This window comes from Cognatilysobacter segetis (assembly GCF_004359965.1).
Lineage (GTDB): Bacteria > Pseudomonadota > Gammaproteobacteria > Xanthomonadales > Xanthomonadaceae > Cognatilysobacter > Cognatilysobacter segetis.
In genome coordinates, this window is record NZ_SMRQ01000004.1 from 1 (window position 1) to 23,439 (window position 23,439).

At 71.1% G+C, this 23,439-nt stretch carries 22 protein-coding genes; 15 read left to right on the top strand and 7 right to left on the bottom strand.

The features are described from left to right. Window positions 1-94: 94 nt before the first annotated feature. A complete protein-coding gene (locus tag E4F61_RS01425; protein ID WP_133477597.1) occupies window positions 95-1,345 on the top strand; it encodes an NAD(P)/FAD-dependent oxidoreductase in 1,251 nt (416 codons plus the stop codon). Window positions 1,346-1,378: 33 nt separating this feature from the next. Here the strand turns inward: E4F61_RS01425 and E4F61_RS01430 are convergent, their stop codons facing one another. The 5 genes from E4F61_RS01430 to E4F61_RS01450 all read right to left on the bottom strand — a co-directional run bounded on the left by E4F61_RS01430 (window position 1,379) and on the right by E4F61_RS01450 (window position 9,912). Then, window positions 1,379-2,401, bottom strand: a complete 1,023-nt coding sequence (locus E4F61_RS01430) for a serine hydrolase domain-containing protein (protein WP_133477747.1) — start codon at window positions 2,399-2,401, stop codon at window positions 1,379-1,381. Then, window positions 2,398-3,960 (bottom strand): serine hydrolase, encoded by a 1,563-nt coding sequence (locus tag E4F61_RS01435; protein ID WP_133477599.1) that lies wholly within the window; start codon window positions 3,958-3,960, stop codon window positions 2,398-2,400. Before E4F61_RS01435 ends, E4F61_RS01430 begins: the two co-directional genes overlap by 4 nt. Continuing rightward, the gene (gene lysA, locus E4F61_RS01440; protein ID WP_338015998.1) at window positions 3,957-5,225 is read right to left on the bottom strand and encodes a diaminopimelate decarboxylase; all 1,269 of its coding nucleotides are present in this window, start codon (window positions 5,223-5,225) and stop codon (window positions 3,957-3,959) included. The genes E4F61_RS01435 and lysA overlap by 4 nt, the downstream gene beginning before the upstream one ends. A gap of 85 nt (window positions 5,226-5,310) precedes the next feature. After that, window positions 5,311-8,358 (bottom strand): TonB-dependent receptor, encoded by a 3,048-nt coding sequence (locus E4F61_RS01445; protein ID WP_133477601.1) that lies wholly within the window; start codon window positions 8,356-8,358, stop codon window positions 5,311-5,313. Window positions 8,359-8,400: 42 nt separating this feature from the next. Then, the gene (locus E4F61_RS01450) at window positions 8,401-9,912 is read right to left on the bottom strand and encodes a transglutaminase-like domain-containing protein (protein WP_133477603.1); all 1,512 of its coding nucleotides are present in this window, start codon (window positions 9,910-9,912) and stop codon (window positions 8,401-8,403) included. A 164-nt stretch (window positions 9,913-10,076) separates the two neighbouring features. Here E4F61_RS01450 and E4F61_RS01455 point away from each other — a divergent pair, with 164 nt between their 5' ends. The 7 genes from E4F61_RS01455 (at window position 10,077) to E4F61_RS01485 (ending at window position 17,467) form a co-directional block, all read left to right on the top strand. Continuing rightward, complete coding sequence (locus E4F61_RS01455; protein ID WP_133477606.1) at window positions 10,077-11,234, top strand: DUF819 family protein; 1,158 nt, start codon at window positions 10,077-10,079, stop codon at window positions 11,232-11,234. Between the two features lie 2 nt (window positions 11,235-11,236). Continuing rightward, window positions 11,237-12,625, top strand: coding sequence for a C40 family peptidase (locus E4F61_RS01460; RefSeq protein WP_133477607.1), 1,389 nt, complete (start codon window positions 11,237-11,239; stop codon window positions 12,623-12,625). Window positions 12,626-12,686: 61 nt separating this feature from the next. Continuing rightward, the gene (locus E4F61_RS01465; protein ID WP_133477609.1) at window positions 12,687-13,784 is read left to right on the top strand and encodes a dipeptide epimerase; all 1,098 of its coding nucleotides are present in this window, start codon (window positions 12,687-12,689) and stop codon (window positions 13,782-13,784) included. A 34-nt stretch (window positions 13,785-13,818) separates the two neighbouring features. Beyond that, on the top strand, window positions 13,819-14,664 hold the full coding sequence (locus E4F61_RS01470; protein ID WP_133477611.1) for a MurR/RpiR family transcriptional regulator: 846 nt from the start codon (window positions 13,819-13,821) through the stop codon (window positions 14,662-14,664). A 19-nt stretch (window positions 14,665-14,683) separates the two neighbouring features. After that, on the top strand, window positions 14,684-15,478 hold the full coding sequence (locus E4F61_RS01475) for a L,D-transpeptidase family protein (RefSeq protein WP_238382756.1): 795 nt from the start codon (window positions 14,684-14,686) through the stop codon (window positions 15,476-15,478). A gap of 46 nt (window positions 15,479-15,524) precedes the next feature. After that, complete coding sequence (locus E4F61_RS01480; RefSeq protein ID WP_133477615.1) at window positions 15,525-16,844, top strand: dicarboxylate/amino acid:cation symporter; 1,320 nt, start codon at window positions 15,525-15,527, stop codon at window positions 16,842-16,844. 143 nt (window positions 16,845-16,987) lie between these two features. Further along, window positions 16,988-17,467 carry a DUF411 domain-containing protein gene (locus E4F61_RS01485; RefSeq protein WP_202908922.1) on the top strand — a complete coding sequence of 160 codons (480 nt, stop codon included), beginning with the start codon at window positions 16,988-16,990 and terminating at the stop codon, window positions 17,465-17,467. A gap of 205 nt (window positions 17,468-17,672) precedes the next feature. On the opposite strand, the gene E4F61_RS01490 is transcribed toward E4F61_RS01485, so the two are convergent. Next, window positions 17,673-18,170: a tetratricopeptide repeat protein gene (locus E4F61_RS01490; RefSeq protein WP_133477617.1), complete on the bottom strand. Its 498-nt coding sequence runs from the start codon at window positions 18,168-18,170 to the stop codon at window positions 17,673-17,675. A 66-nt stretch (window positions 18,171-18,236) separates the two neighbouring features. Beyond that, entirely contained in the window at window positions 18,237-19,004 is a 768-nt protein-coding gene (locus tag E4F61_RS15030; protein WP_338015999.1) for a VOC family protein, read from the bottom strand. Between E4F61_RS15030 and E4F61_RS01500 the strand changes: the two genes are divergently transcribed. The 7 genes from E4F61_RS01500 to E4F61_RS01530 all read left to right on the top strand — a co-directional run bounded on the left by E4F61_RS01500 (window position 18,982) and on the right by E4F61_RS01530 (window position 23,417). Then, window positions 18,982-19,404 carry a YciI family protein gene (locus E4F61_RS01500; RefSeq protein WP_133477621.1) on the top strand — a complete coding sequence of 141 codons (423 nt, stop codon included), beginning with the start codon at window positions 18,982-18,984 and terminating at the stop codon, window positions 19,402-19,404. The two genes, E4F61_RS15030 and E4F61_RS01500, sit on opposite strands and share 23 nt — an antisense overlap. Window positions 19,405-19,414: 10 nt before the next feature. After that, window positions 19,415-19,843, top strand: coding sequence for a VOC family protein (locus E4F61_RS01505; RefSeq protein ID WP_133477623.1), 429 nt, complete (start codon window positions 19,415-19,417; stop codon window positions 19,841-19,843). Further along, complete coding sequence (locus tag E4F61_RS01510) at window positions 19,840-20,253, top strand: VOC family protein (RefSeq protein ID WP_133477625.1); 414 nt, start codon at window positions 19,840-19,842, stop codon at window positions 20,251-20,253. The genes E4F61_RS01505 and E4F61_RS01510 overlap by 4 nt, the downstream gene beginning before the upstream one ends. Before the next feature lie 7 nt (window positions 20,254-20,260). Then, complete coding sequence (locus E4F61_RS01515; RefSeq protein ID WP_133477627.1) at window positions 20,261-21,511, top strand: RNA polymerase sigma factor; 1,251 nt, start codon at window positions 20,261-20,263, stop codon at window positions 21,509-21,511. A 50-nt stretch (window positions 21,512-21,561) separates the two neighbouring features. Next, window positions 21,562-21,969, top strand: a complete 408-nt coding sequence (locus E4F61_RS01520) for a YciI family protein (protein ID WP_133477628.1) — start codon at window positions 21,562-21,564, stop codon at window positions 21,967-21,969. 287 nt (window positions 21,970-22,256) lie between these two features. After that, window positions 22,257-22,784, top strand: coding sequence for an RcnB family protein (locus E4F61_RS01525; protein ID WP_133477631.1), 528 nt, complete (start codon window positions 22,257-22,259; stop codon window positions 22,782-22,784). Window positions 22,785-22,910: 126 nt separating this feature from the next. Next, window positions 22,911-23,417: an NUDIX domain-containing protein gene (locus tag E4F61_RS01530; protein ID WP_162301358.1), complete on the top strand. Its 507-nt coding sequence runs from the start codon at window positions 22,911-22,913 to the stop codon at window positions 23,415-23,417. Window positions 23,418-23,439: the final 22 nt, after the last annotated feature.

Below are 23,439 nucleotides of genomic sequence, written 5' to 3' on the forward strand. Positions count from 1 at the left end.
CGCGCCACGGCTTCCGCAACTATCCGCTCGAGTGGTGGCATTACACGCTCGACCTCGGCCCGTCGCTGCCACCGCTGCTGGACGTGCCGGTTCGATGAGCGCCACGCGGACCGCATCGGTCGCGGTGGTCGGCGCCGGCATCGTGGGGCTGTCCTGCGCGCACGCGCTGATGCAGCGCGGCTACGACTGCACGGTGGTGGATGCACGCGGGCCCGGCGAAGCGACGTCGTTCGGCAACGCGGGCTCGATCTCCGTCGGCAACGTGCTGCCGCAGTCCACGCCGGGCATCCTGCGCAAGGGCCTGCGCATGCTCGCCGACCCGCTGTCGCCCCTGAAGCTCGACTGGCCGCGCTGGCCGCACTACGCGCGCTGGCTCGTCGATTTCGTGCGCAATGGGCGGGCCGAGGCGGTGGCGCCGATCATCGACGCGCTGCACGCGCTCAACGCCGCCGCGCGCGACGCCTGGATCGACCTGGCCGCCGACATCGGCGCCGACGACCTGCTCGCGCACACGGGCTACCTGCACGTCTACAGCGAGGATGCGAGCTTCGCCGCCGGCGCCTGGGAACGTGCCCTGATGCAGGAGCGGCGCGTGCGTTTCGACGTGCTGGACGGCGCGGAGCTGCGATCGCTCGAGCCCGGCATCGGCGCGGGCTTCCGGCACGCCGTGTTCCAGCGCGACGCACTCGCCATGCGTGATCCGGGTCGGTTCTGCACGCGACTGGCCGATGCGCTGGTCGCGCGCGGCATGCGCAGCGTCGTCGCGAACGTGTCGGCCATCGAGCCGACCGCAGGCGGCTACGTTCTGCGCGGCGACACGGGCGACCTGCGCGCCGACAAGGTGGTGATCGCCGGCGGCGTGTGGAGCAACCGCCTGCTCGCACCGTTCGGGCGGCGCGTCCCGGTCGTGCCCGCACGCGGCTACCACCTGATGTATCCGCCGCAGGAAGCGCCCGTGGTCGGCCGCCCGACGCTCTGGGCCGAACGCTACATGGTGGTGTCGCCGATGCGCGCGGGCATCCGCATGACCAGCATCAAGGAACTCACCGCGCTCGATACCGCGCCGCGCTTCGGCCTGATCCACCGGCTCGATGGCGAAGCGCGCAAGCTGTTCCCCGCGCTCGCCGCCGCGCCCGCCTCGGAGTGGGCGGGCCTGCGCCCCTGTACACCGGACTCGCTGCCGGTCATCGACCGCGTCGGCGACGCCGAGGTGTGGCTCGCCACCGGCCACGGCCACCTCGGCCTGACGCAGGCACCGATCACCGGGCGGCTGGTCGCCGAGAGCATGTCCGGCGTGCCGACGTCGCTGCCGCTCGCGCCGTACCGGATCGACCGCTTCCGCTGACCGGCATCGGGGCGTCCGGCAAGCGCGTGGCGGTCATGCGGCCGGGTCGGCCATCGCCAGCGCGGCGATGCGCCGGGCCAGGTCGTAGGGCTCGGGATCGTTGCGGTTGGTGAGCAGCACGACGGTCAGGCGCCGGCGGGGATAGCGCACGATCACGTTGCGGAAGCCGATCGATTCGCCCGAATGCCAGAGCGTCTCGCCGCTCACCCGCCAGCCGTAGCCGTAGCGCACGCCGGGATCGTCGGTATCGGTGGCGGGCGTGAATGCCAGGCGCCAGCTGGCGGCCTTGAGCAGGCGTTCGTCGTAGAGCGCCGCATCCCATCGCGCGAGATCGTCGATCGAGGAATAGATGCCGCCGTCGCCCAGCACCGCGCTGGTCGCATCCTGGTCGGTGCGGCGCCATGCGCCCCGCTCGAAGCTGTAGCCGTAGGCGCGATCGGCGACGCCGGATCGGCGCGCCTCGTAGGCCAGCGTGCGTTCCATGCCCAGCGGCAGGAACACGCGCTCGCGCAGGAAGTCCGCATGGCGCTGGCCGGACGCACGCTCGACGACGAGCGCGAGCAACGCATAGCCGCTGTTGCTGTAGCGGTACGCGGTTCCGGGCGCGAAATACATCTGCTCGCGCGCCTCGAGCAGGCGCAGCACGTCGAGGTCCTGCACCTGCTGCGGGTCGGCCGGATCCATCAGCGCCTCGTAATCGAGGAGCCCGGAGGTATGCGTGAGCAGGTGGTGCAGCGTGACCGTGTCGGCGGCCGCCGGCAGCGTGGGCAGCCACGCCCGCACGCGGTCGTCCAGGCGCAGTCGGCCGCGCTCGGCGAGCAGCAGGATCGCCGCCGCGGTGAACTGCTTGCTCACCGACGCCAGCCGGTAGTTCGTGCGCGGCGTGGTCGCCGCGCCGGCCTCGAGGTCCGCCAGCCCATAGGCGCGGCGCACGATCGGCACGCCATCGCGGAGCACCAGCAGCGACGCGCCGGGCACGTCGCCGGTGTAGTCGCGCATCAACGCGTAGACCTGCGGGTCGAGCGTCGACGTTCGCACGCCGCAGGCCGTGGTCATCGGGAAGGCGATCGCGGCGACGGGCACGCGCCGGCGCGCTCGAACGCGAGGTCCTCGAAGTCGTAGCTGAAGTCGGCCTGCGGATCGACCTTGCCCAGGCGCAGCGCGGGCCCGCCCGAGGTCCCGAAGTCGAGCCAGGCTTCCGCATCGACGCTCGGGTCGTTCCAGTCCACCAGCCAACGGTCGCCGACGCGCTGCACGATGCCGTCCAGCATCGGCGACCTGGCGGCGCGAAAGCGCACCCGGTCGCCTTCGTCGCAGAGCGACACGTCGCCGAACCACGGGTCGCGGTAGACCCCGAGCCGGGACGCGAGCTCCGCCCCGCGTGCCGGGCGGCGGCGAGACGTGTCGGGCGCCTTCTCCGAGGCGCCGCGGCCGGCATCCTCGGCGTCGAGCAGCGCGGCGTAGTGGCCGACGGTGAGCGCGGGGGCGTGCGCGGTGTAGTGCTTGACCAGCGCCTGCGTGAGCACGGTGCGCGCGGCCTCGCCCTCGCCATTGGTGAGGATGACGAACCCGACCTTGCGATCCGGCAGCATCGTCACCGCGGAATACATGCCCATCAGCGTGCCGGTATGGGCCACCTTGAACACGCCGTCGACGTCGGATAGGCGCCAGCCGTAACCGTAGGCGGAGACGTGGCTGCCGTCCCAGTCGCGCATCCGCGCCGACAGCGGCATCGGCATCTGCGGCGCCCAGACCGCATTGCGCTGCGCGGTCGACAGCCAGCCCGCCGATGCGCCTTCGGGCGACAGCCACGCGCGCACCCAGGTCAGCATGTCGTCGAGGCTGCAGCGGATGCCGCCGGCCGCCTCCATCGTGCTGGTGCGCACCTGCGCGCCGTCCGCGCGCACGGGCACGTTGCGATCCCCCTGGCGCATGTGCGGTTGCGCGACGTTGCCGACCGCATCCGCGTTCCAGTCGCCGACGCGGCAGCGCGTCATGCCCAGCGGTTCGAACACCTCGCGGCGCACGAGCGTCTCGTACGGCGCGCCGCCGGCCACGGCCGCGACTTCGCCGGCGACGATGTACAGCAGGTTGTCGTAGGCATAGCGCGACCGGAAGCTGTACTGCGGCTTGAGGTAGCCGAGGCCGTGCAGGATGTCGGCGCGCGTGAACGTGTTCGGCTCGGGCCAGAGCATGAGGTCGCCGGCGCCCGCGGGCAGCCCGCTGTTGTGGATGAGCAGGTCGCGCACCTGCATCTCGCGCGTCACCCAGGCATCGTGCATGCGGAACTGCGGCAGGTACTTCACCACGGGGTCGTCCCACCGCAGCTTGCCGGCGTCGACCAGCCGCGCGAGCGTCGCCGCCGTCATCGCCTTGGTGTTGGACGCGATCTTGAACAGCGTCTTCGCGTCGACCTTCGCCCCGCCGCCGGCCACGAGCTCGCCGGCCGTGCGCGTGTACACGACCTTGCCGTCCTCGACGACGCCGACCGCCAGCCCGGGCAGGCGGTAGCGCGCCATCGTGGCGTCGAAGGCGGCGTCGAAGGCAGGGTCCGCGGCGTTCGCGGCGCAGGGCAGCCACAGCGCCAGCAAGAGGAGGCATCCAATCTTCTTCATGCGACGCTCCAGGCGGTCGGCAGGTGTTCGTTCTCGGCCATCTGCGCCAGGCTCTGGCGACGCCGCACCACGGCGTAGCGGCCCTCGTCCAGCAGCACTTCGGCCAGCAGCGGGCGCGAGTTGTAGTTCGAACTCATCGATGCGCCGTACGCGCCGGCGCCGGCGATCAGCACGAGGTCGCCCGCTTCGCAGCGCGGCAGGTCGCGGTCGCGCGCGAAGGTGTCGCCCGTCTCGCAGACCGGCCCGACCACGTCGTAGCGCGCGCGTGGTCGCCCACCCTCGTGCAGCACGTGGATGTCGTGCCACGCGTCGTACAGCGCGGGGCGCTGCAGGTCGTTCATGGCGGCGTCGAGGACCAGGAATTCGCGCTCTCGCCCCGCCTTGACCCGCACGACCCGCGTCACCAGCACACCGGCCTCGGCGACGAGATAACGGCCCGGCTCCAGCACGATGCGCCCGTCGAAGCCGTGCAGCTGGCGGCGGATCGCGCCGACGTAATCGGCGGGATCGATCGGCCGGTCCATGCCGGCGCGATAGGCCACGCCCAGCCCGCCGCCGACGTCGATGCTCGCGATGCGATGCCCGGCCGCCGCCAGTTCGCGCCAGAACGCCGCCAGGCGGGACATCGCCTGCTCGAACGGCGCCAGCTCGAGGATCTGCGAGCCGATGTGCGCATGCAGGCCGTCGAGCCGTACGTCGGGCCAGTGCGCGGCATCGGCGAACCAGCGCCGCGCCTCGTCGATGTCGACCCCGAACTTGTTCTCGGCCTTCCCGGTGGAGATCTTCGCGTGGGTGCGCGCGTCCACGTCGGGATTCACGCGCACCGCGGCATGCGCGACCACGCCGCAGGCGCGTGCCACGGCCTGCAGCAGCGACAACTCGTCGGCCGACTCGACGTTGAACTTCCAGACCCCGGCATCGATCGCCGCGGCCATCTCGTCCGCGGTCTTGCCGACACCGGAAAACACGATGCTCGAGCCGGGAATGCCGGCCCGACGCGCGCGCCACAGCTCACCGGCCGACACGATGTCGGCGCCGACGCCGAGTCCGGCCATCAGGTGCAGCACGCCTATGTTCGGGTTCGCCTTGACCGCGAAGCACAGCTGCGCGTCGAGGCCGGCGAGCGCGCGCTGCAGGCCCTCGACACGGCGACGGATCGCGTCCGCCGAATAGGCGTAGAACGGGGTGGGCACGCAGGCGGACAGCGCGTGCAGGTCGACGCCGTCGAGCGAGGCCGACGGCATGCAGGTCGGATTTCCGGTCACGGCATCGACGTCGGAAGGCGCGGCGGCGGCCCCGGGACCGCGGCCGCCGGGCAGGCCGGCGACCGCGTCCGGGTCACGGTGCGTGTCAGAAGTTCCAGGTCAGCACCAGCTGCGCATAGCGCGGTGACTGCCACGCGGTGCCGGTGCCGAACGTGGGGCGGTAGACGCCCGGCTGCCGCTCGTAGCGGCCACGCACGTTCACCACCTGCTGCTGGTTGAGCAGGTTGAACACCGAGAAGCGCACCTTCAGGTCCATGTCCTCGACCGGCAGCGTCCAGGTCACGTTCGCGCCGAGGTTGTACGTCCACGGCATGCGGCCGAACGCGCCGCGCTCGGAGAACTCGTAAACGCGCTGGCTGTTCGGGCCGGTGCAGTTCTGCACGCAGATCCAGCCGGTGCCGCCGCCGCTGCCCTCGCTCGTGTAGCTGGCGACGCTGTCCTCGCCCGGCCAGGACGTGCCGAACGCGGTGATCGGGCCGCCGGAGAGCGCGGTGAACGTGGCGCCGAGCAGCCACTGTTCGCTGACCTTGTAGCTGCCGCGCAGCTTCACCTGGTGCTCGTGGTCGTTGAACAGCACGCCGTAGCGCTCGGTGTTGGCCGGATGATCCCAGTGCTGGACCATGCCGGTGTCGCCGTAGTTGGTGTCGGAATTCACCGGGCCTTCGTGGTTGCCCTCCGACTTCGACCACAGGTACGACGCGTTGAACGCCCACTTGTCGTCCCAGGCGCGGTCGATCTGGAACTCCACCGCCTTGTAGGTACGGCGCGGCTTGGAGTAGCCGATGATCCGGTTCGTGCCCGCGGTGATGTAGCCCTCCTTCGAGGTATCGATCGTCACCCAGCCGTCCTGCGCGCAGCCCATCGCACGGGTGCCCCACAGCGTGAGCGTGTCGCCCGGGTTGGCGATCGGGAACAGGTTGCCGTGGCGCACGCCGCAGAGCGCGTTGATGCGAACGTCGTCGACGGCGTTCGTCATGTCGCGGTAGGTGGCGTTGACGCCCCAGGACCAGGCGCGGTTGATCATGCTCTGGAAGCCCAGGATGAACTCGTCCTGGTAGACGGCCTTGAGGTCCTGGTCGACGCTCTGGCGCAGGTCGCCCGCGCTGACGTTGAACTGGTCGTCCACCGGGCCGATCTGCGTGCCCAGGCGGGGCTGCATGTAGGTCGAGCCGGTGACCGGGTTGACCTGCTGGGTGAAGCCGTCGAGCACGTAGAACGTGCGCTCGTCGGTCAGGCCGCCGGCGAAGGTGTAGTTGATGTTGTTGGTGATCGGCAGGTAGTAGCGGCCGGCGTTGCCGAACAGCTTCGTGCTGCCGTCGGCCTTCATGTCCCAGGAGAAGCCGACGCGCGGCGACACCAGGTTGTCCATCTTGATGAAGCTGGCGCCGGTGGCGGTCTTGTTGTCGAAGCCGTCCACGCGCACGCCGAGGTTGAGCATGAACGTCGGCGTGATGTTCCAGATGTCCTCGAGGTACCACGCGTTCGCGACGGTCTCGAACACGCCGCCATCGACGCGCTTGCGTCCCATGACGATCGCGTTCACGCCGGCAGGCACCGCCGCGCCGTTGTCGAGCACGGTGCCGGGCGCACGCGAGTAGATCGTGTAGCGCATGCCGGTCGGACCCGGGTAACCCGTGGTGCGGTCGGTGCTCATCTGCTCGCGGTCGAGGCCGAAGCGCAGCAGGTGGCTGCCCAGCGTCCATTCGAAGTCGAGGCGGCCGACCTTGCGCTCGTCGTGGTGGTCGACCACCGACGCGGAGGTGCTCGGATGGCAGCTGACCGGCGGCCGGCCCATCGCGGCGTAGGCGCCGTTGTAGCTGGAGTCGACGATCACCTGCGAGCAGAGCTCGTCGGCGGAGGACGCGACCAGGCTCTGCGTGCGGTTGAAGCCGTACATCGCCTTGGCGACGAAGTTCTCGCCGAACTGGCCGGTGTAGGTCAGCGAGCCGTTGCGGCCGCCGCTTTCGTTGGTGCTGTCGCCCACGCGCGCGCCGCGCTCGCCGGTGTCCCAGTTATAGGCGTAGGTGGTGCTCTCGGACTTGCCTTCGTCGGAGAAGGCGAGCAGTTCGAGGCGATGGTCGTCGGTGATGTTCCAGTCGAGCTTGGTGCCCCAGAACCCGTTGTTGAACCCGCCGTCGAACCAGTTGGCGCCGTTGTTGTCGGTGTTGCCGGCGTTGTCGTGGCGCTGTTCGTACATCGCGAACATGAAGAGCTTGTCCTTCACCAGCGGTCCGCTGGCCCAGACGTTGGCCTTCATGAAGCTGTCCTTGTCGCGGCTGGAGCGGTAGTACACGGGCACGCGCTTGCCGCTGGCATCGAGGTCGTAGAACTCGTGGTCGTCGGCGGGCGCGCGCCAGGCGTTCGGCTCGAACGTCAGCTCGACGCCACCCTTCACTTCGTTGGTGCCGCGGCGCGTGACCGCGTTGATCACGCCGCCGGTGCTGCGGCCGAACTCCACCGAGTAGCCGCCGGTCTTGACCTGGAATTCCTGGAAGAACGCGAAGGGCGCGGACGAGAAGCTCTGCCGGCGGTAGAAATCGGTGACGTTCAGTCCGTTGATGAAGACGGAGTTCTCGGCGATCGACGAGCCGCCGAAGGAGATCCCGCCGAGCGACGAGTTGCCGACGATGACGCCGGGCGCGAGCAGCGCGACGGAGCCGAGGTCCTGCGCGACCGGCAACCGCGCGATGTCCTCGCGGGTCACGTTCGTGGCGCTTTCGGTCGAGTACACATCCACGCGGTTGACCACCCGCGAGCCCACGACCTGCACGGAGTCGAGGCTGCGCATGCCGCCTTCGCCGCCGAGGTTGACCGTCGTGGTGCCGCCGAGCGACACGCTGGCCTGCACCGGCGCGCCGACCGCTTGGCCGTTGCGCACCACCTGCACCGTGTAGTCGCCGACCGGCAACTGAGTGAGGCGGTAGCTGCCGTCGCTGCCCACCGTCACGCTGCGGCTCACCCCGGTAGCGGGGTTGGTGATCGTGATCTGGTCGCCCGCGCTCGCGCGGCCGGCCACGGCGCCGGTCGCACTCTGTGCCATGACGACGGGCGCCATCGCGCCCAGGCATGCACCCAATGCGACGCAGAGCGCGCCCTTCTTCAACCCCTTCGACAGCGACCGCTTGCCTTTCATGTCCCCTCCAGCGCGTGATGTGCGAACCGTGAGCCGCGGGCGTCAACCGCCCGGTGTCGACTCCGGCACTACGTGAGCTTCGAACGTGTAGTCCCAGCGGTCGAAGTAGAGGTTTCCTCCCCTCCACTCCACTTCGCCGCGCTGGGAATCGACGGTTTCCGAACGGAAATGCTGCTTCGGCGGCACGAACGATTGGCCGAAGTCGTCGTTGAACGCGATGCGGTAGGCATCGAGTCCACCGAAGTAGAACCCTGCGACGGCCGGGTCGGCCGCACCGTCCAGCCGCCCGGTGGTGACGTCCATCGGCACCCATCCGTAGGGCGCGAGATACATCCATCCCCAGTCGTGCAGGTTGTCGTAGGTGCCGTCGGAAAACACCATGCCCGACTGCCAGCGTGCCGGAATGCCATTGAGCCGCAGCAGCGTCATCAACAGCAGCGTCTGCTGGCCGCAGTCGGCGTGGCCGGCGCGCAGCGCGTAGTCGCTGATGTTGGTCAGCGTCGAATACTCGCGGGCACCGGCCCACGGGATGCGGTCGACCGCGTCGAACAGCTTGCGGGCGACGTGGTAGGGGCGGGTCTCGTTGCCGACGACCTGCCTGGAGAACGCGCGCATCGCATCGGTGAACACGATGTGCGGCGCGCGCTCGCCGAGGTGCGCGGCCAGCCCCTCGCGCGCGATCGTGGCCGCATCGAGCGGCACGACCCGGTCCGGATCGATCGTATTGACCTGTCCGTGCACGGTCAGCTCGTAGCTGATCGAAAAGCGCGTGGGCTCACCCGCCCGCGCGCGCTGTTCGAGCAGGACCGTGCGCTGCAGCGCCGATTCGGGCGCGATGCGAGGGGCGCCGGGCTGCGAGCCGAGGAAGCGCAGGCCGTCCTGCTGGCCGGGGATGGCGCGCGGATACGGAATCCAGGCGCGCAGCATCTCGCCCGCAGGCACGGCGTCGGGCTCGACCACCAGCGATTGCGTCACGCGCACGCGCCGCGGTGCGACGCTGCGGCGACCCGTGGCACGCGCTTCGCGCACGGCCGCCTCGTGGTACGCGTTCGCGCGCTCCATCGGTCCTTCGACCGGCGGTTTCACGGGCGGCGCGCGGCGCGCGGCGGCCTGTGGATCGAGCAGGAACAGGTTCGAGACCGAGCGCGTGAAGTAGTACGGCTCGCCGTCGATGACGAGGTGTTCGAGCCGCCCGCTGGCCTTCCAGGCCTGGAACTCGTCCTCGCGCAGGTCGGGTATGCGGTCGCGCAGCCGCTGCCGGGCCTGCGCTTCGGTCATCGGGAAATCGAGCCGGATGCGACGCATGCGCTCGCGCTCGAACTCCAGGCGTGCGCGCAGCGAAGCATCGGTATCGGTGCGCTGCAGGAGACCTTCAATGCGAGCCTGCGCCGCGGCGAACCGGCCGTCGTCGATGTCGCGCACGACGTCGGTGACGGGAGCGTCCGACTGCGCGCCAGCCGAGGGTGCCGCGGCCGACAGCGCGAGCGCCGCCGCGAGCAGGCACGCCGCCCAGGGCCACGGCGCTGCCTGCGCGCCGGGGCCATTTGAACTCATGGGAAGCGGAAGACGATCCACGCGGGCGACGACCCGTACTGGGGGCACGTGACGGGTGTGTAACATGGGGAAAACCGCCGGTCAATAATTTATTCTTGACGGCACCCCTGAAAGAAGTTTTTATTCCTCCGTCGGACACGGGGTCCTAGGGGTAGCGGTCGCTGATGATCGATTCGGTTTGGCCCTACGTCGCACTGCTGCTGCTCGCGGCGGGCCTGGTCCCCGCGCTGGAACGGCGTTTCGGATGGCGCCTGTTCTCGGTGCTTCCGCCCATCGTGCTCACGTACCTGCTGGTCACCGCGCTGGCGGTGTCGGGCGTCTGGCGATCGGGCGACGACATCGCCGCCGCGCAGCGCACGCTGACCTCGCAGCTGCTGCCGGCGCTGCTGTTCCTGCTGATGATCGGCTGTGACCTGCGCGCCATCCTCAAGCTCGGCCCGCGCGTGCTCGCCGTGTTCGCCTGTGCGCTGGCGAGCATCCAGATCGCGATCGTGCTGGTCTACCTGCTGTTCCGGCAGGCGCTGCCGGCGGAAGGCTGGATGATGCTGTCGGCACTGAGCGCGACCTGGAGCGGCGGCTCGGCGAACCTGGTCGCGGTCAAGGAATCGGTCGGGCTGCCGGACAACCTGCTGCCGTCGGTACTGCTCGCCGATGCGCTGTGCTACTCGGTCTGGGTGGTCGCGCTGTTCTCGGCCGCGAGGCTCGCGCCGGCGTTCGACCGCTGGACACGCGCCGATACGCGCGACGTGCTCGTCGAGGCCGAGCTGCCCGCGAAGGGCGGCGCGACGGCCGGCGACGTGCTGCTCTGGCTCGGCGCGGCGCTGGTGGTGGGCAACGTCTCGATGGCTCTCGCTGCGCGGCTGCCGGCCAACGGCCTGCTGACCTCGACCGCCTGGACCGTGCTGGTGGCCACGGTGTTCGGGCTGGTTCTGGCCCGCACGCGCTCCGCGCATTCGCCGGTGCCCGCGCCGCTCGCGAGCGCGATGCTCGCGCTGCTGGTCGCGGTGCTGGCGTCGCAGAGCAACTTCGAGGGGCTGGCGACCGCGCCGCTGTTCGTCGCCGCCGGCTTCTGCGTGCTGCTGCTGCACATCGCGATCCTCGCGCTGCTCGCGCGGCTGTTCCGCTTCGACCTCTATCTCTGCGGCATCGCCTCGCTCGCCCAGATCGGCGGCGTCGCGACCGCGCCGGTGCTGGCCGCCACCTATTCGCGCGCGCTGGTGCCGGCCGCCGTGCTGCTCGCCACGCTCGGCCTCGTCATCGGCACCGCGGTCGGGCTGTCGATCGCCGGCCTGCTGTCCACGCTGTCGCCTTACGGAACCTGACCATGCGCCTGCTCGCCCCCCTCGCCGCCGCCCTTCTGCTTGCCCTTGCGCCCGTCCAGGCGCGCGAGTGGACGGTGCCGGCCGATACCGGCGTGATCGGCGTCGAACGCTCGCAACTCGATCCGCAGTACTGGATCGCGCGGCTCGCGCGGCCCGATCGCGTGGTGCTCGACGCCGACGCGATCGCGCGCCAGAACGCTCGGCTGTACGCGATCGATCCCAGCATGCACGACCTCGCAGCGCTGCCGGACGCGTTGCCCCGCGCGACCGTGGCACCCTGGGTGACGCGCCTTTCGGCGCCGCCGAAGCGGGCGCTGTTCGATGCACAGGGCCGTCCGATGCCCGCCGCCGCGGTTGCCGCCATCGTGGCCAATGCCGACGTCGCGGGCATCGATGCCACGCGTCCGACGCGGTACGGGCTGGTGGTCCGCCGTGCGCCGCTGCGCGCCTTCCCGACACTGCAGCCGGCGTTCTCGTCGGCCGACGACCGCGACATCGACCGTTTCCAGGAAAGCGCGCTGTTTCCCGGCGATCCGGTGGCGGTCGCGCACGAGAGCCGCGACGGACGCTGGTGGTTCGTGGTGAGCCCGCGCTACGCGGCATGGATCGAGAAGCGCCACGTCGCGATCGGGGACAAGGCCGCGGTGCTCGGTCATGCGCGCAAGGCGCCCTACCGCGTCGTCACCGGCGGCGAAGTGCATACGGTGTTCACGCCCGAGGCGCCGGCCGTCTCCGAACTCCAGCTCGACATGGGCGTACGCGTTCCGGTGCTGGCCGACTGGCCGGTCGCGACGCCCGTGAACGGCCAGCAGGGCTATACCGCGCACGTGGTCGAGTTGCCGGTGCGGAAGGCGGACGGCTCGCTCGGCTTCAGCCCCGCGCTGCTGCCGCGCATCGAACCCAGCAGCGCCGACTACCTGCCGCTCACGCAGGCGAACATCATCCGCCAGGCGTTCCGTGTCCTCGGCGAGCGCTACGGCTGGGGCCACGACTTCAACGGGCGCGACTGCAGCGGCTTCGTGTCCGAGGTCTACCGCAGCATGGGCGTGGAGCTGCCGCGCAACACCAGCGACCAGGCCGTGAGCCCCGCGCTCAACCGCATCGCGCTGACCAAGGACGACAGCCGCGAGCGCCGCCTCGCGCTGGTGCGCGAACTGCAGCCCGGCGACCTGATCTACATCCCCGGCCACGTGATGATGGCGATCGGCCAGGTCGACGGTGAGCCCTACGTCATCCACGACACCACCGGCCTGAGCTGGCGCGATGCCGACGGCACGCCGCGCCGCGCCAAGACCAACGGCGTCACCGTGTCGCCGCTGACGCCGCTGATGTTCAACGGCACCGAAAGCTTCGTCGACCGGATCACCAACATCCAGCGCATCCGGCCCTGACCCGGCCCGCGCCGCGCCGCCGGCGCGCGCGCGGCCCCCCGCCCCCATTTCCCGCCTCCGAATGAAAATCACCGACATCCGCTTCGGCCTGCTGAGAATCCCGCTGAAAACGCCGTTCAAGACCGCGCTGCGCACGGTCGAGGCGGTCGAGGACATCGTCGTCGAGGTGCACACCGACACCGGCCACGTCGGCTATGGCGAAGCGCCGGCGACAGCGGTGATCACCGGCGACACGCACGGCTCGATCCTCGAAGCGATCCGCCGCTTCATCGGGCCGCGGCTGATCGGGCAGGAGATCGCCAACCTCAACCGCGTCACCCACCTGATCCAGACCGCGCTGGAGAAGAACACCAGCGCCAAGGCCGCGGTGGAGATCGCCGTCTACGACCTGTTCGGCCAGCTCTACGGCGCGCCGCTCTACCGCATGCTCGGCGGCGGCGACCCGGTGATCACCACCGACATCACCATCAGCGTCGACTACATCGACAAGATGGTGGCCGACTCGATCAGTGCGGTGGACCGTGGGTTCGAGTCGCTGAAGATCAAGGTCGGCAAGGACATCGGCGTGGACATCGAGCGCGTCAAGGCGATCTACGCCGCGGTGGAGGGGCGCGCGCTGCTGCGGCTCGACGCGAACCAGGGCTGGACCGCGAAGCAGGCGGTGTACGCGATCACCGCGCTCGAGGACGCCGGCGTGCGGCTCGAGCTCGTCGAACAACCGGTCAAGGCGCGCGACCTCGACGGCATGAAGTACGTCACCGAGCACGTGCACACGCCGATCATGGCCGACGAGAGCGTGTTCGGCCCGACCGAGGTCATCGACCTGATCCGCATGCGCGCGGCCGACATCATCAACATCAAGCTGATGAAGACCGGCGGCCTCTCCAACGCGATCCGAATCGCCGACATCGCCTCGCTCTACGGCGTGGACTGCATGATCGGCTGCATGCTGGAGTCCAGCATCAGCGTCGCCGCCGCGGTGCACCTCGCGGTGGCGAAGGCCGACGCGATCACCAAGGTCGACCTCGACGGTCCGTCGCTGTGCGCGTACAACCCGGTCGAGGGCGGCGTGATCTTCAACGAGTCGGAGATTTCGGTGACCGACGCCCCCGGCCTCGGCATCCGCAGCATCCAGGGCCTGGAACCGATCGCCGCATGAGGCGGCCGCCCGCCGCCATGGAGGCTCCGCACGCATGTCGCCGCTGCTGAGGATCCGCGCCGAGCGCGACCGCATGTCCGCCATCGAGCGGCGCATCGCGGACTTCCTGCTGGAGAACGCGCACCTGTTGCGCGACTACTCCTCGCAGCAGCTCGCCAGCGCGCTCGGCATCAGCCAGTCGAGCGTGGTGAAGTTCAGCCAGAAGCTCGGCTTCCGGGGCTATCCGGACCTCAAGTACTCGATCGTGGAAGCCGCGGCGCGCCCGGAGGGCGAGGACGCGACGACCGTCGCGCCGCCCGCCGCGCATCCGCTCGGCGCGCTCGCCGATGCGTTGTGGGAGCTGAAGTCCCAGGCCGAGGCGGCCACGCGCGCCATCAATCCGCCGGAGCAGGTCGATGCCGTCGCGCGCGCCATCCGGCACGCCGGCAAGGTCTACGTGATCGGCCTCGGCGAGGACGGCATCCCGGCGCGTGCGTTCGCGACGCGCCTGTCGATGCTCGGCGTGCTGACGGTGCACTACGTCGATGCCGCGCTCATGCAGGCCGGCGTGTCGAACGCGGTCGAGGGCGACGTGCTGCTGGCGTTCTCCGAACACGGCCGCCAGCCCACGCTGTGCCAGATCGCGCGCCGCATGCGCGAGCACGGCGGGCACGTCGTCACCGTGACGCGCCACACGCCCAATCCGCTGCGGGCCCATGCCGGCGTTGCGTTGCTGGTCTCGGCGCATGACGGGCGGCGGCACGTCGAGCCGCTGCTGTACCAGTCCGCCGTGCTGCACCTGCTCGACCTGATCTTCGTGCTGCTCTGCGAGTCCAGCGAGGCCTACCGGCACGCGCTCGACGAGAACCTCGACCACATGCACGATCTGCTCGACAGCTGATCCCCTCCAGGCCATGCCGATGCCCTACGCGCGCCGTTCGTTCCTGTCCTGCATCGCCGGCGCGTTCGCGCTGGTGCTGACCGCCTGCGCGGGAACGCCGTCGCCGCCGGACGTGCGCGGCTGGACGGAGCTGGAGCAGATGATCGTCGTCACCACGACCGGCTGGGACGTCGATCGCGGCACGCTGCGCCGGTTCGAGCGCGCGCGCGCCGGGGCCGATTGGACACAGGTCGGCGCCGCGGCCCCGGTGATGATCGGGCGCGCCGGCAGCGCATGGGGGATCGGGCTGCATCCCGCGCAGGCGGCGGGCCCGCACAAGCGCGAGGGCGACGGTCGCGCGCCGGCGGGCGTATTCGCACTCGGCACCGCGTTCGGCTATGCCGACCGTGTCGAGACGCGCCTCGGGTATCGCGGCATGACGGCGAGCGACTACTGCATCGACGTCCCGGACTCCCCGCTCTACAACCGCATCGTCGACGCACGCGAAGTGGGCGAACAGGGCGTGGCCGGCTCGACCGAGCCCATGCGCCGCGACCTGCATGCCGACGGCGATGCACGCTACCGCCTCGGCTTCGTGATCGAGCACAACCCGCAGGCCACGCGCGCCGCGGGCAGCTGCATCTTCGCGCACCTGTGGAAGACGCCGGATACCCCGACCGCGGGCTGCACGGCGATGGCCGAGCCGGTCATGCGGCAGCTGCTCGGCTGGCTCGACGCGGGCCGCCGCCCCGTCTTCGTGCTGCTGCCCGAGGCCGAGTACCGCCGCGTGCGCACGGACTGGGGCCTGCCCGCGCTGCAGGCCGGCTCGGACTGATCCGCACGATCCCCACCCCACCCGCATCGCGCCTACAGGAACCCACGTGTCCACGACCGCCCGCGTTCTGCTCGGACTCCTCCTCGGCGCCGTCATCGGGCTGGCACTCGCACACTGGGACGCGTCGACCGCGACGCGCGTGGCCGATGCGGTGCAGCCGATCGGCCGCCTATGGCTCAACGCGCTGCAGATGACGGTGGTGCCGCTGGTGGCCGCGCTGGTGATCCTCGGCGTGAACACCGCGCGCGACGCGGCGGCATCGGGCCGCACGGCGCGTCGCGCGATCGCCTGCTTCCTCGTGCTGCTAGCCTGCGGCGCCGCGTTCGCCGCGGTGGCCGCGCCGCTGCTGCTCTCGCTGCTGCCGCGTCCGCAGGGCCTCGCCGCTGCGCTCGCGGGTGCCGACGCCGGCGCGGTCGGCCTCGCGGTGCCGGCGTCGTTCGGCGAGTGGTTCACGGGGATCATCCCGGCCAATGCGCTGGCGGCCGCGGCGTCCAGCGCGATGCTTCCGCTCGTGGTGTTCGCACTGTTCTTCGGGTTCGCGCTCACGCGCATCGAGCATGCGCGCCACGAGCGCCTGCTCGAACTCGTACAGGCGATCGCCGACGTCATGATCGTCATCGTGCGCTGGGTGCTGTGGGCGGCACCGCTGGGCGTGTTCGCGCTCGTGCTCGCGGTCTGCGCGCGCGTGGGCGGCGGCATGCTGGGCGTGTTCGGCACCTACATCGGCCTGCAGGTGGCGCTGTACGTCGCGATGACGCTGCTGCTGTATCCGATCGCCGTGCTGGCCGGCCGCGAGCGGCTGCGGCGCTTCGCGTCGGCGATCCTGCCGGCGCAGACGATCGCCGCGAGCACGCAGTCGTCGCTCGCGTCGCTACCGGCGATGCTCGAGAGCGCGAGCCGGCGTCTGGGCTATCCGCTGCCGGTGACGTCGCTGGTGCTGCCGATGGCGGTGTCGCTGTTCCGCATCACCAGCCCGATGCAGTACGTGGGCGTCGCGGTGTTCATCGCCTGGGCGCACGGCATCGACCTCAGCGCGGCGCAGCTGGTGACGGGCGCGGCGCTCGCGGTCGTGATCAGCATGGGTTCGGTCGGCCTGCCCGGCCAGGTGAGCTTCATGGCGACCAACATGCCGGTCACCCAGGCGATGGGCCTGCCGATCGAACCGCTCGGCGTACTGCTCGCGCTGGATACGATCCCCGACGTGTTCGCCACGGTCGGCAACGTCACCGCGGACCTCGCGGCGACGAGCATCGTGGCTGGCGGGCAGCGCACGGACGCGGACGACAGCGGAACGGCTGCGGGAACGTCGATCGAGGCCGGTTCGCCCCAGCGAACGCCCGCCGGCGAGGCCGCGTCGCCGGATTAACGCCGCCCGCGCGCCGACGCGCCGCGCCGTTGTCCATGCCGCGGGGCGGGCGCATGCTTCCGCGCGGGCTCGACCCGCCCACCGCGCCGGCGATCGCATCCGCCGGCGCGTCCATTTCCGACCTGCCTCGCCCGGGGAATCCGATGAAGCCGTCCACCCTCCTCATGCTGCTCGCCCTCACCGCCACGGGCCCGGTCGCCGCGGCGACCGCCGGCAAGTCGAGCCCCGGGCCGGGCGCGGCGTCGGCGCTGCCGAAGGTGGTCGTCTACAAGGATCCGTCCTGCGGCTGCTGCGGCAACTGGGTCGAGCACATGCGCAAGCACGGGTTCGCGGTGGAGGTGCACGACAGCGCCGACATGACGGCGGTGAAGCGCTCGCTGGGCGTGCCGGCCGGCAAGGCCAGCTGCCACACCGCGCGCGTCGGCGGGCTCGTCGTGGAGGGTCACGTGCCGGCGACGGACGTGATCCGGCTGCTGGCCAAGCCCGACGGCGCGGTCGGCCTCACCGCGCCGGGCATGCCGCTCGGTTCGCCGGGCATGGAGATGCCGGACGGCCGCAGTCAGCCGTACGTGGTGGAGCGCATCGACCGCGACGGATCCACGTCGCCGTTCGCCAGGCACTGAGGCGCGACGCCTCGCGGGCGCGTCGCGGTCCTCGGCGATGCGACGGCATCGGTCGCCACCGATCGTCGCGATGGCCGCATGGTCGTAGCGCCCGCATCGGTGTGCTGCATCGACGCCCGCGTCCGGTGCGCGTAACGGCCGCCGGAACGCGCAGTCCGAAACATCGCGCCGCGACGCGGCAGGACGCTCCCGTCGCCGCCCTGCCTCAGATGACGCGTGACGCCGCGCGCTGCCTGTCGAGTTCCTCGACCGCCTTCTCGTAGCCGTCGGCCGCGGCGCGTTCGAGATAGCGCAGCGCGCGTGGGCGGTCGACTTCGACGCCCCCGCCGCCGTCGTACATGTAGAACAGCATCAGCAGCGCGTGCGGGTGGCCCTGCTCCGCGCCCGCTTCATACCACTGACGTGCGCGCCCGAAGTCCTGCGGCACGCCATCGCCGTCATGGAACATCTCGGCGAGCAGGACCTGCGAGCTGTCGACGCCCACCACGGCGGCCACGCTGCACCAGCGCAGCGCCTTGCCGAAATCCTGCGGCGCGTCGATCCCGTACTTGTGGCGATAGCAGAGCGCATGCATCGCGTCGCGGCGGCCATCGAGCGCGAGCGCCTCGACGTCCGCGAGCGGCGCGTTCGACAGATCGGCCGTGGCCGCCCGGGCCGCGGACGCCAGCAGCATGGCGGCGAAGAGCGAAAGCGGTTTCGTCATGTTCCGGATACCGGTTCACCGAGGTGGCGGCCGCGTCGTCGACGGCCTCGGACGGATCGTCTTCGCTCACCCGCCCGCCGGCGGCTCCCACAGCTCGACCTTGTTGCCTTCGGGGTCCAGGACCCAGGCGAACCGGCCGTAGTCGGATGCGTCGGGGCCATCCACCACGGTGCAGCCGTCGGCACGGAGCCGTTGCAGCAGCGCGTCGAGGTCGTCGACGCGGTAATTGACCATGAAGGCCGCGGTGCTCGGCTCGAAGTGCGGCGTGTCGGCCGCGAACAGGCTCCACGCGGTCGTGCCCGACGGATTCTCCGGCGTACCCCAGCGCAGCGCGGCGCCGCCCCAGGGCTGGACGTCCAGGCCGAGGGCGTCGCGATACCACGCGGCCAGCGCCGCCGGATCCCGCGCCTTGAAGAACACACCGCCGATGCCCGTCACGCGTGCCATGGCCCCGCCTCCCGTCGTTGAGCCGCGGGCGAAGGCCCGAGCGGCGTGCGCCGCCAACCGACGCGCGATCGATTGTCGACGCTCGCGATGCACCGCGCCACGCCGGTGGCTCGCCCCGCTGCGCCCGGTGCGCGACGTCGATGGCGACGTCAATGGCGACCTCATCGCGATCAGCGGACCTGCGCGCGACCGTTCGATCCGAAGCGCCGGCCCCAGGACCAGCAGGTCGAACGCGGGACGGCAATGGACGCGCGGCCCGCCGCTACCGTTCGTCGGCCGGCACTGCGTCGATGTCGAAATCCGACCGCTACGTTCGTCGTATGCCATGAAGGTGCGGCAGTCCGCCGGCCGACGGGAGATTCCGATGCGCGTCATGGTGATGGTCAAGGCCACCCCCTCCTCCGAAGCCGGCACGATGCCGTCGACGGCGCTGATGGAGGCGATGGGCCGCTTCAACGAAGAGCTGGTCAAGGCCGGCGTGATGCTGGCGGGCGAAGGCCTGAAGCCGTCGTCGCAGGGCGCGCGCGTGCGGTTTTCGGGCACGTCGCGCACGGTGCTGGACGGCCCGTTCGCCGAGACGCGCGAACTGGTCGCCGGCTTCTGGCTCTGGCAGGTGCGTTCGATGGACGAGGCGATCGAATGGGTGCGCCGTTGCCCCAACCCGATGCCCGAGGCGTCGGAGATCGAGATCCGCCCGGTGTTCGAGGCCGAGGACTTCGGCGCCGAGTTCACGCCCGAGCTGCGCGAGCAGGAAGCACGCCTGCGCGACCAGCTGGTGCGGGGCTGAGGAGGCCGCCATGCAACTGATCGCCTACCTCGCCTTCGACGGCGACTGCCGCGCCGCCTTCGAGTTCTACCGCGACGCCTTCGGCGGCGAACTCGTCACCCTCATGACCGTCGGCGAGTCCCCGATGGCCGCCGAACTGCCACCCGCGTCGCACGACCGCATCATGCATGCGCATCTCCGGATCGGCGACGCCGCGCTGATGGGTGCCGATACCCAGCCCGGCTGCGGCGACGGCAGCCCCGGCGCGGGCGGGTGCCTCAACGTGATGCTCGATACCGTCGAGGCGGCCGAGCGCGTGTGGGCGAAACTGTCCGAGGGCGCCGACATCCGCATGCCGTTGGCGCCGTCCTCCTGGGCCACCCGCTTCGGCATGCTCAACGACCGCTTCGGCAAGGCCTGGATGGTCAACGGCCCCGCCGCGCAAGGAGACGCCGCATGATCCGCCACGTGTTCCTGAGCCTGCCCGTCGCCGACCTCGATCGCGCGAAGGCCTTCTTCGCCGCGCTCGGGCTCGGCTTCGATCCCCGCTTCGGCGGCGCGGACGGCGCCTGTGTCCTGCTCAACGAACGCATCGCCGTGATGCTGCTGCCGCGCGCCACCTTCGAGCGCTACGCGCACAAGCCGGTGCCCGATCCGATGACGACCACGCAGCACCTGATCGCGATCACCCTCGATTCGCGCGAGGCGGTCGACGACCTGCACGACCGCGCCGTCGCCGCGGGTGCGGCGTCGAGCAACGAACGCGACGACTACGGCTTCATGTACCAGCGTGGCTTCCATGATCCCGACGGCCATCCCTGGGCGCTGACGTGGATGGACCCGTCGCGGATGCCGGCGGGCAGCGCCTGACCGGACCATGGGCGACGATCCGAAGCGCCTGCTCGACACGCTGTGGCGGATGGACTCGCCGCGGCTGGTCGCCCGCGTCGCCCGCATGACCGGCGACCTGGGCAGCGCCGAGGAACTGGTGCAGGACATGCTGGTCCAGGCGCTGCAGCGGTGGCCCGTCGACGGCGTGCCGTCCAACCCCGCCGCGTGGCTGATGACGGCCGCGCGGCATCGCGCCATCGATCACCTGCGCCAGCGCGCGCGGCACGGCGAGCGGGGCCGCGAATACGCGGCGTCGCTGGACGAGGCGACGGGAGGTCCCGACGTGAATGCGGACGACGACATCGGCGACGACCTGCTGCGCCTCATGTTCGTGGCCTGCCATCCCGTGCTGCCGGTGGAATCGCGCATCGTGCTCACGCTGCGCCTGCTGGGTGGCCTCACCGTCGAGGAGATCGCGCGCGCGTTCCTGACGCGCGAGGCGACGGTGTCGCAGCGCATCGTGCGCGCGAAGCAGAAGCTGCGCGAGGCGCACGTGCCGTTCGAGGCGCCGCGCCGCGAGGAACTGGGCGAACGCCTCGACGCCGTGCTGCAGGTGATCTACCTCGTCTTCAACGAAGGCTATGCCGCGACCGCGGGCGACGACCTGGTGCGGCCCGCTCTCTGCGAGGACGCGATGCGGCTGGGTCGCGTGCTGGCGGGGCTCGTGCCGCACGAGGCCGAGGTGCACGGGCTGGTCGCGCTGATGGAACTGCAGGCGTCGCGGTTGCGCGCGCGCACCGATGCGGCGGGCGCGGCCGTGCTGCTCGCGGACCAGGACCGCACGCGCTGGGACCGCACGCTGATCCTGCACGGGCTCGCGGCGCTCGACCGCGCGCTCGCGCGCGGCGGTGCGGACGCGCCGTACACGCTGCAGGCCGCGATCGCCGCATGCCATGCGCGGGCCACCACCGCCGCATCGACCGACTGGCCGCGCATCGCCGCGCTGTACGCGCGCCTGCACGCGGTGACCGGTTCGCCCGTCGTCGAGCTCAACCGCGCGGTGGCCGAGTCCATGGCCTTCGGCCCGGCACCGGCACTGGCGCGGGTCGATCGTCTCGCCGCCGACGGTGCGCTGGAGGACTACGCCATGCTGCCGGCCGTGCGTGGCGACCTGCTGGATCGGCTGGGCCGCCGCGAGGAGGCGCGCGACGCGTTCGAGCGCGCGGCGTCGCTTAGTCGGAATGCCCGCGAACGGCAGGTGCTGCTCGATCGCGCGGCACGCTGCACGGCGGCGTGACAGCCGTGCCGCGCTCGCGCACGATGCCGGCTCGCCGACCGGAGATCCGCATGCAGTTCCTGCTGCTCGTGTACATCGACGACGCGCGCCTGGCGGAGTGGCCCGAGGCCGAATTCGACCTGCAGATGCGCGACTGCTTCGCCAAGTTCGATGCGCTGAAGGCCGCCGGCGGCCTGCTCGCCTCGCAACAGCTCGAGCCGCCGTCGACGGCGCGCGCGGTGCGACGACGCGACGGCGGCCTGCGCGTCAGCGACGGTCCCTTCGCCGAGACGAAGGAGTACCTCGCCGGCTTCAACCTGATCGAGGCGGAGGACATGGAGGCCGCGGTCCGCATCGCCGAGTCGCTGCCGTGGACGCGCGTGGGCACCGTCGAGGTACGCGCCGTGCGCGACATGGACGCCGTGCGCGACATGGACGCCGTGCGGCGTCGCGTCGGATCCCCTGTCCCGTCGGAATGACGTCGGCGATGGCACCGCGCATGCGGTGGGCGACGGCGTGCGCGCGACGTCACCGCGTCCATGGCGCGTGCCTCGCAGTGTCGCCTTCGGCCCATGCCGCACGTGGCAACGGGGCCGCGCAACGCACCGACGGCCCCGGCGTTGACACGCATTCCGGCGCGCCCGTATCGCGGGTTCATCCATCGCGCGTCGTCGCTGAACAGTGGATGCGTGGCGCCGTTTTGTTTAATCCGAATACATCGAAAGCGGCCGATGCTGGCGTCGCGATCCCCGCACCAGGACCTTCCATGAAGCACATCGTCGCCCTCGGCTCCGCCCTCCTCCTCGCGGCGACCGCCGCGTTCGCCGCGCCTGCCGCGGCGCAGTCCTACGGCCGCGACCACGACGGCCGCCGCGATCACGCCTACGACCGCGATCGTGATCACGACCGCGACCGCGACCGCGACCGCGACCGCGGATACGACCACAACCGGGATCGCGACCACGATCGCGATCGGCGCGCCTACGGCGATCATCGCTGGGACGGGCGCAACGACGCGCGTCGCTACGATGACGGGCGCCGCTATGCCGCGCCGCGCCAGTACGTCGCGCCGTACCGCTATGTCGCGCCGCGCGGCTACCAGCCGTACCGCTGGTCCGTCGGCAACCGCCTGCCGCGCGGCTATTACGGCGACGCGTACTACGTCGATCATTCGCGCTACGGCCTGCGCATGCCGCCGCGCGGCTACCGCTGGGTGCGCGTGGACCACGACGTGTACCTCGTGCAGGTGGCGTCCGGCATGATCGCCAACGTGCTGTTCGGCATCTTCCGCTGACGCATCGCGTCGACGCGCTTCGAAGGCCGGCCCTCGCGCCGGCCTTCGTCGCATGCGGGCCCGGCGATGCCGCATGAGCGCATCGCGTGGCACAGTCGAGTTCCATTCCTGCCGCCCGGGCCGCCCATGCCGACGCCGCCGTACATCGCCGACCTGCGTGCGAAAGTGGGCCATGCGCTGCTGTTCGTCCCCACCGTCACGGTGATCGCGCGCGACGACCGTGACCGCCTCCTGCTCGTGCACGATCGCGACGCGCGCCAATGGACGCTGCCGGGCGGAATCGTGGAGCCCGACGAAACGCCGGCCGACGCCGCCGTTCGCGAGGTCTGGGAGGAGACCGGCGCCCGCATCGCGCTCACGCGCCTGCTCGGCGTCGTCGGCGGGCCGGGCTGTCGCGGACGCTACCGGAACGGCGACCAGCTCGGCTGGGTGAGCTCGGTTTTCGGGGCGCGCGTGCCGGCTGACTGCCATTTCGAGGCGGACGGCGCGGAGATCGTCGAGGCGCGCCTGTGGCATGCGTCGGAGCTCGACGGCCTCGAGGTCAGCACGCATGTCGCGCGCTTCCTCCGCGCGGAAGCGGGTGCCGCGGACGGCGCGTATTTCGAACCGCCGCAGTGGTGCCCGCCGGACTGACGCGCGCGCCGCGGCGGCGCGG

Bases quoted from the DNA above. Each gene is read 5' to 3' on its own strand.
- E4F61_RS01475 (WP_238382756.1), top strand. From the start codon at position 14,684: ATGCCCTACGCGCGCCGTTCGTTCCTGTCCTGCATCGCCGGCGCGTTC.
- E4F61_RS01500 (WP_133477621.1), top strand. From the start codon at position 18,982: ATGCGCGTCATGGTGATGGTCAAGGCCACCCCCTCCTCCGAAGCCGGC.
- E4F61_RS01425 (WP_133477597.1), top strand. From the start codon at position 95: ATGAGCGCCACGCGGACCGCATCGGTCGCGGTGGTCGGCGCCGGCATC.
- E4F61_RS01515 (WP_133477627.1), top strand. From the start codon at position 20,261: ATGGGCGACGATCCGAAGCGCCTGCTCGACACGCTGTGGCGGATGGAC.
- E4F61_RS01445 (WP_133477601.1), bottom strand. From the start codon at position 8,358: ATGAAAGGCAAGCGGTCGCTGTCGAAGGGGTTGAAGAAGGGCGCGCTC.
- E4F61_RS01510 (WP_133477625.1), top strand. From the start codon at position 19,840: ATGATCCGCCACGTGTTCCTGAGCCTGCCCGTCGCCGACCTCGATCGC.
- E4F61_RS01435 (WP_133477599.1), bottom strand. From the start codon at position 3,960: ATGAAGAAGATTGGATGCCTCCTCTTGCTGGCGCTGTGGCTGCCCTGC.
- E4F61_RS01465 (WP_133477609.1), top strand. From the start codon at position 12,687: ATGAAAATCACCGACATCCGCTTCGGCCTGCTGAGAATCCCGCTGAAA.
- E4F61_RS01450 (WP_133477603.1), bottom strand. From the start codon at position 9,912: ATGAGTTCAAATGGCCCCGGCGCGCAGGCAGCGCCGTGGCCCTGGGCG.
- E4F61_RS01530 (WP_162301358.1), top strand. From the start codon at position 22,911: ATGCCGACGCCGCCGTACATCGCCGACCTGCGTGCGAAAGTGGGCCAT.
- E4F61_RS01520 (WP_133477628.1), top strand. From the start codon at position 21,562: ATGCAGTTCCTGCTGCTCGTGTACATCGACGACGCGCGCCTGGCGGAG.
- E4F61_RS01525 (WP_133477631.1), top strand. From the start codon at position 22,257: ATGAAGCACATCGTCGCCCTCGGCTCCGCCCTCCTCCTCGCGGCGACC.
- E4F61_RS01430 (WP_133477747.1), bottom strand. From the start codon at position 2,401: ATGACCACGGCCTGCGGCGTGCGAACGTCGACGCTCGACCCGCAGGTC.
- E4F61_RS01455 (WP_133477606.1), top strand. From the start codon at position 10,077: ATGATCGATTCGGTTTGGCCCTACGTCGCACTGCTGCTGCTCGCGGCG.
- E4F61_RS01485 (WP_202908922.1), top strand. From the start codon at position 16,988: ATGAAGCCGTCCACCCTCCTCATGCTGCTCGCCCTCACCGCCACGGGC.
- E4F61_RS01505 (WP_133477623.1), top strand. From the start codon at position 19,415: ATGCAACTGATCGCCTACCTCGCCTTCGACGGCGACTGCCGCGCCGCC.
- E4F61_RS01460 (WP_133477607.1), top strand. From the start codon at position 11,237: ATGCGCCTGCTCGCCCCCCTCGCCGCCGCCCTTCTGCTTGCCCTTGCG.
- E4F61_RS01490 (WP_133477617.1), bottom strand. From the start codon at position 18,170: ATGACGAAACCGCTTTCGCTCTTCGCCGCCATGCTGCTGGCGTCCGCG.
- E4F61_RS01470 (WP_133477611.1), top strand. From the start codon at position 13,819: ATGTCGCCGCTGCTGAGGATCCGCGCCGAGCGCGACCGCATGTCCGCC.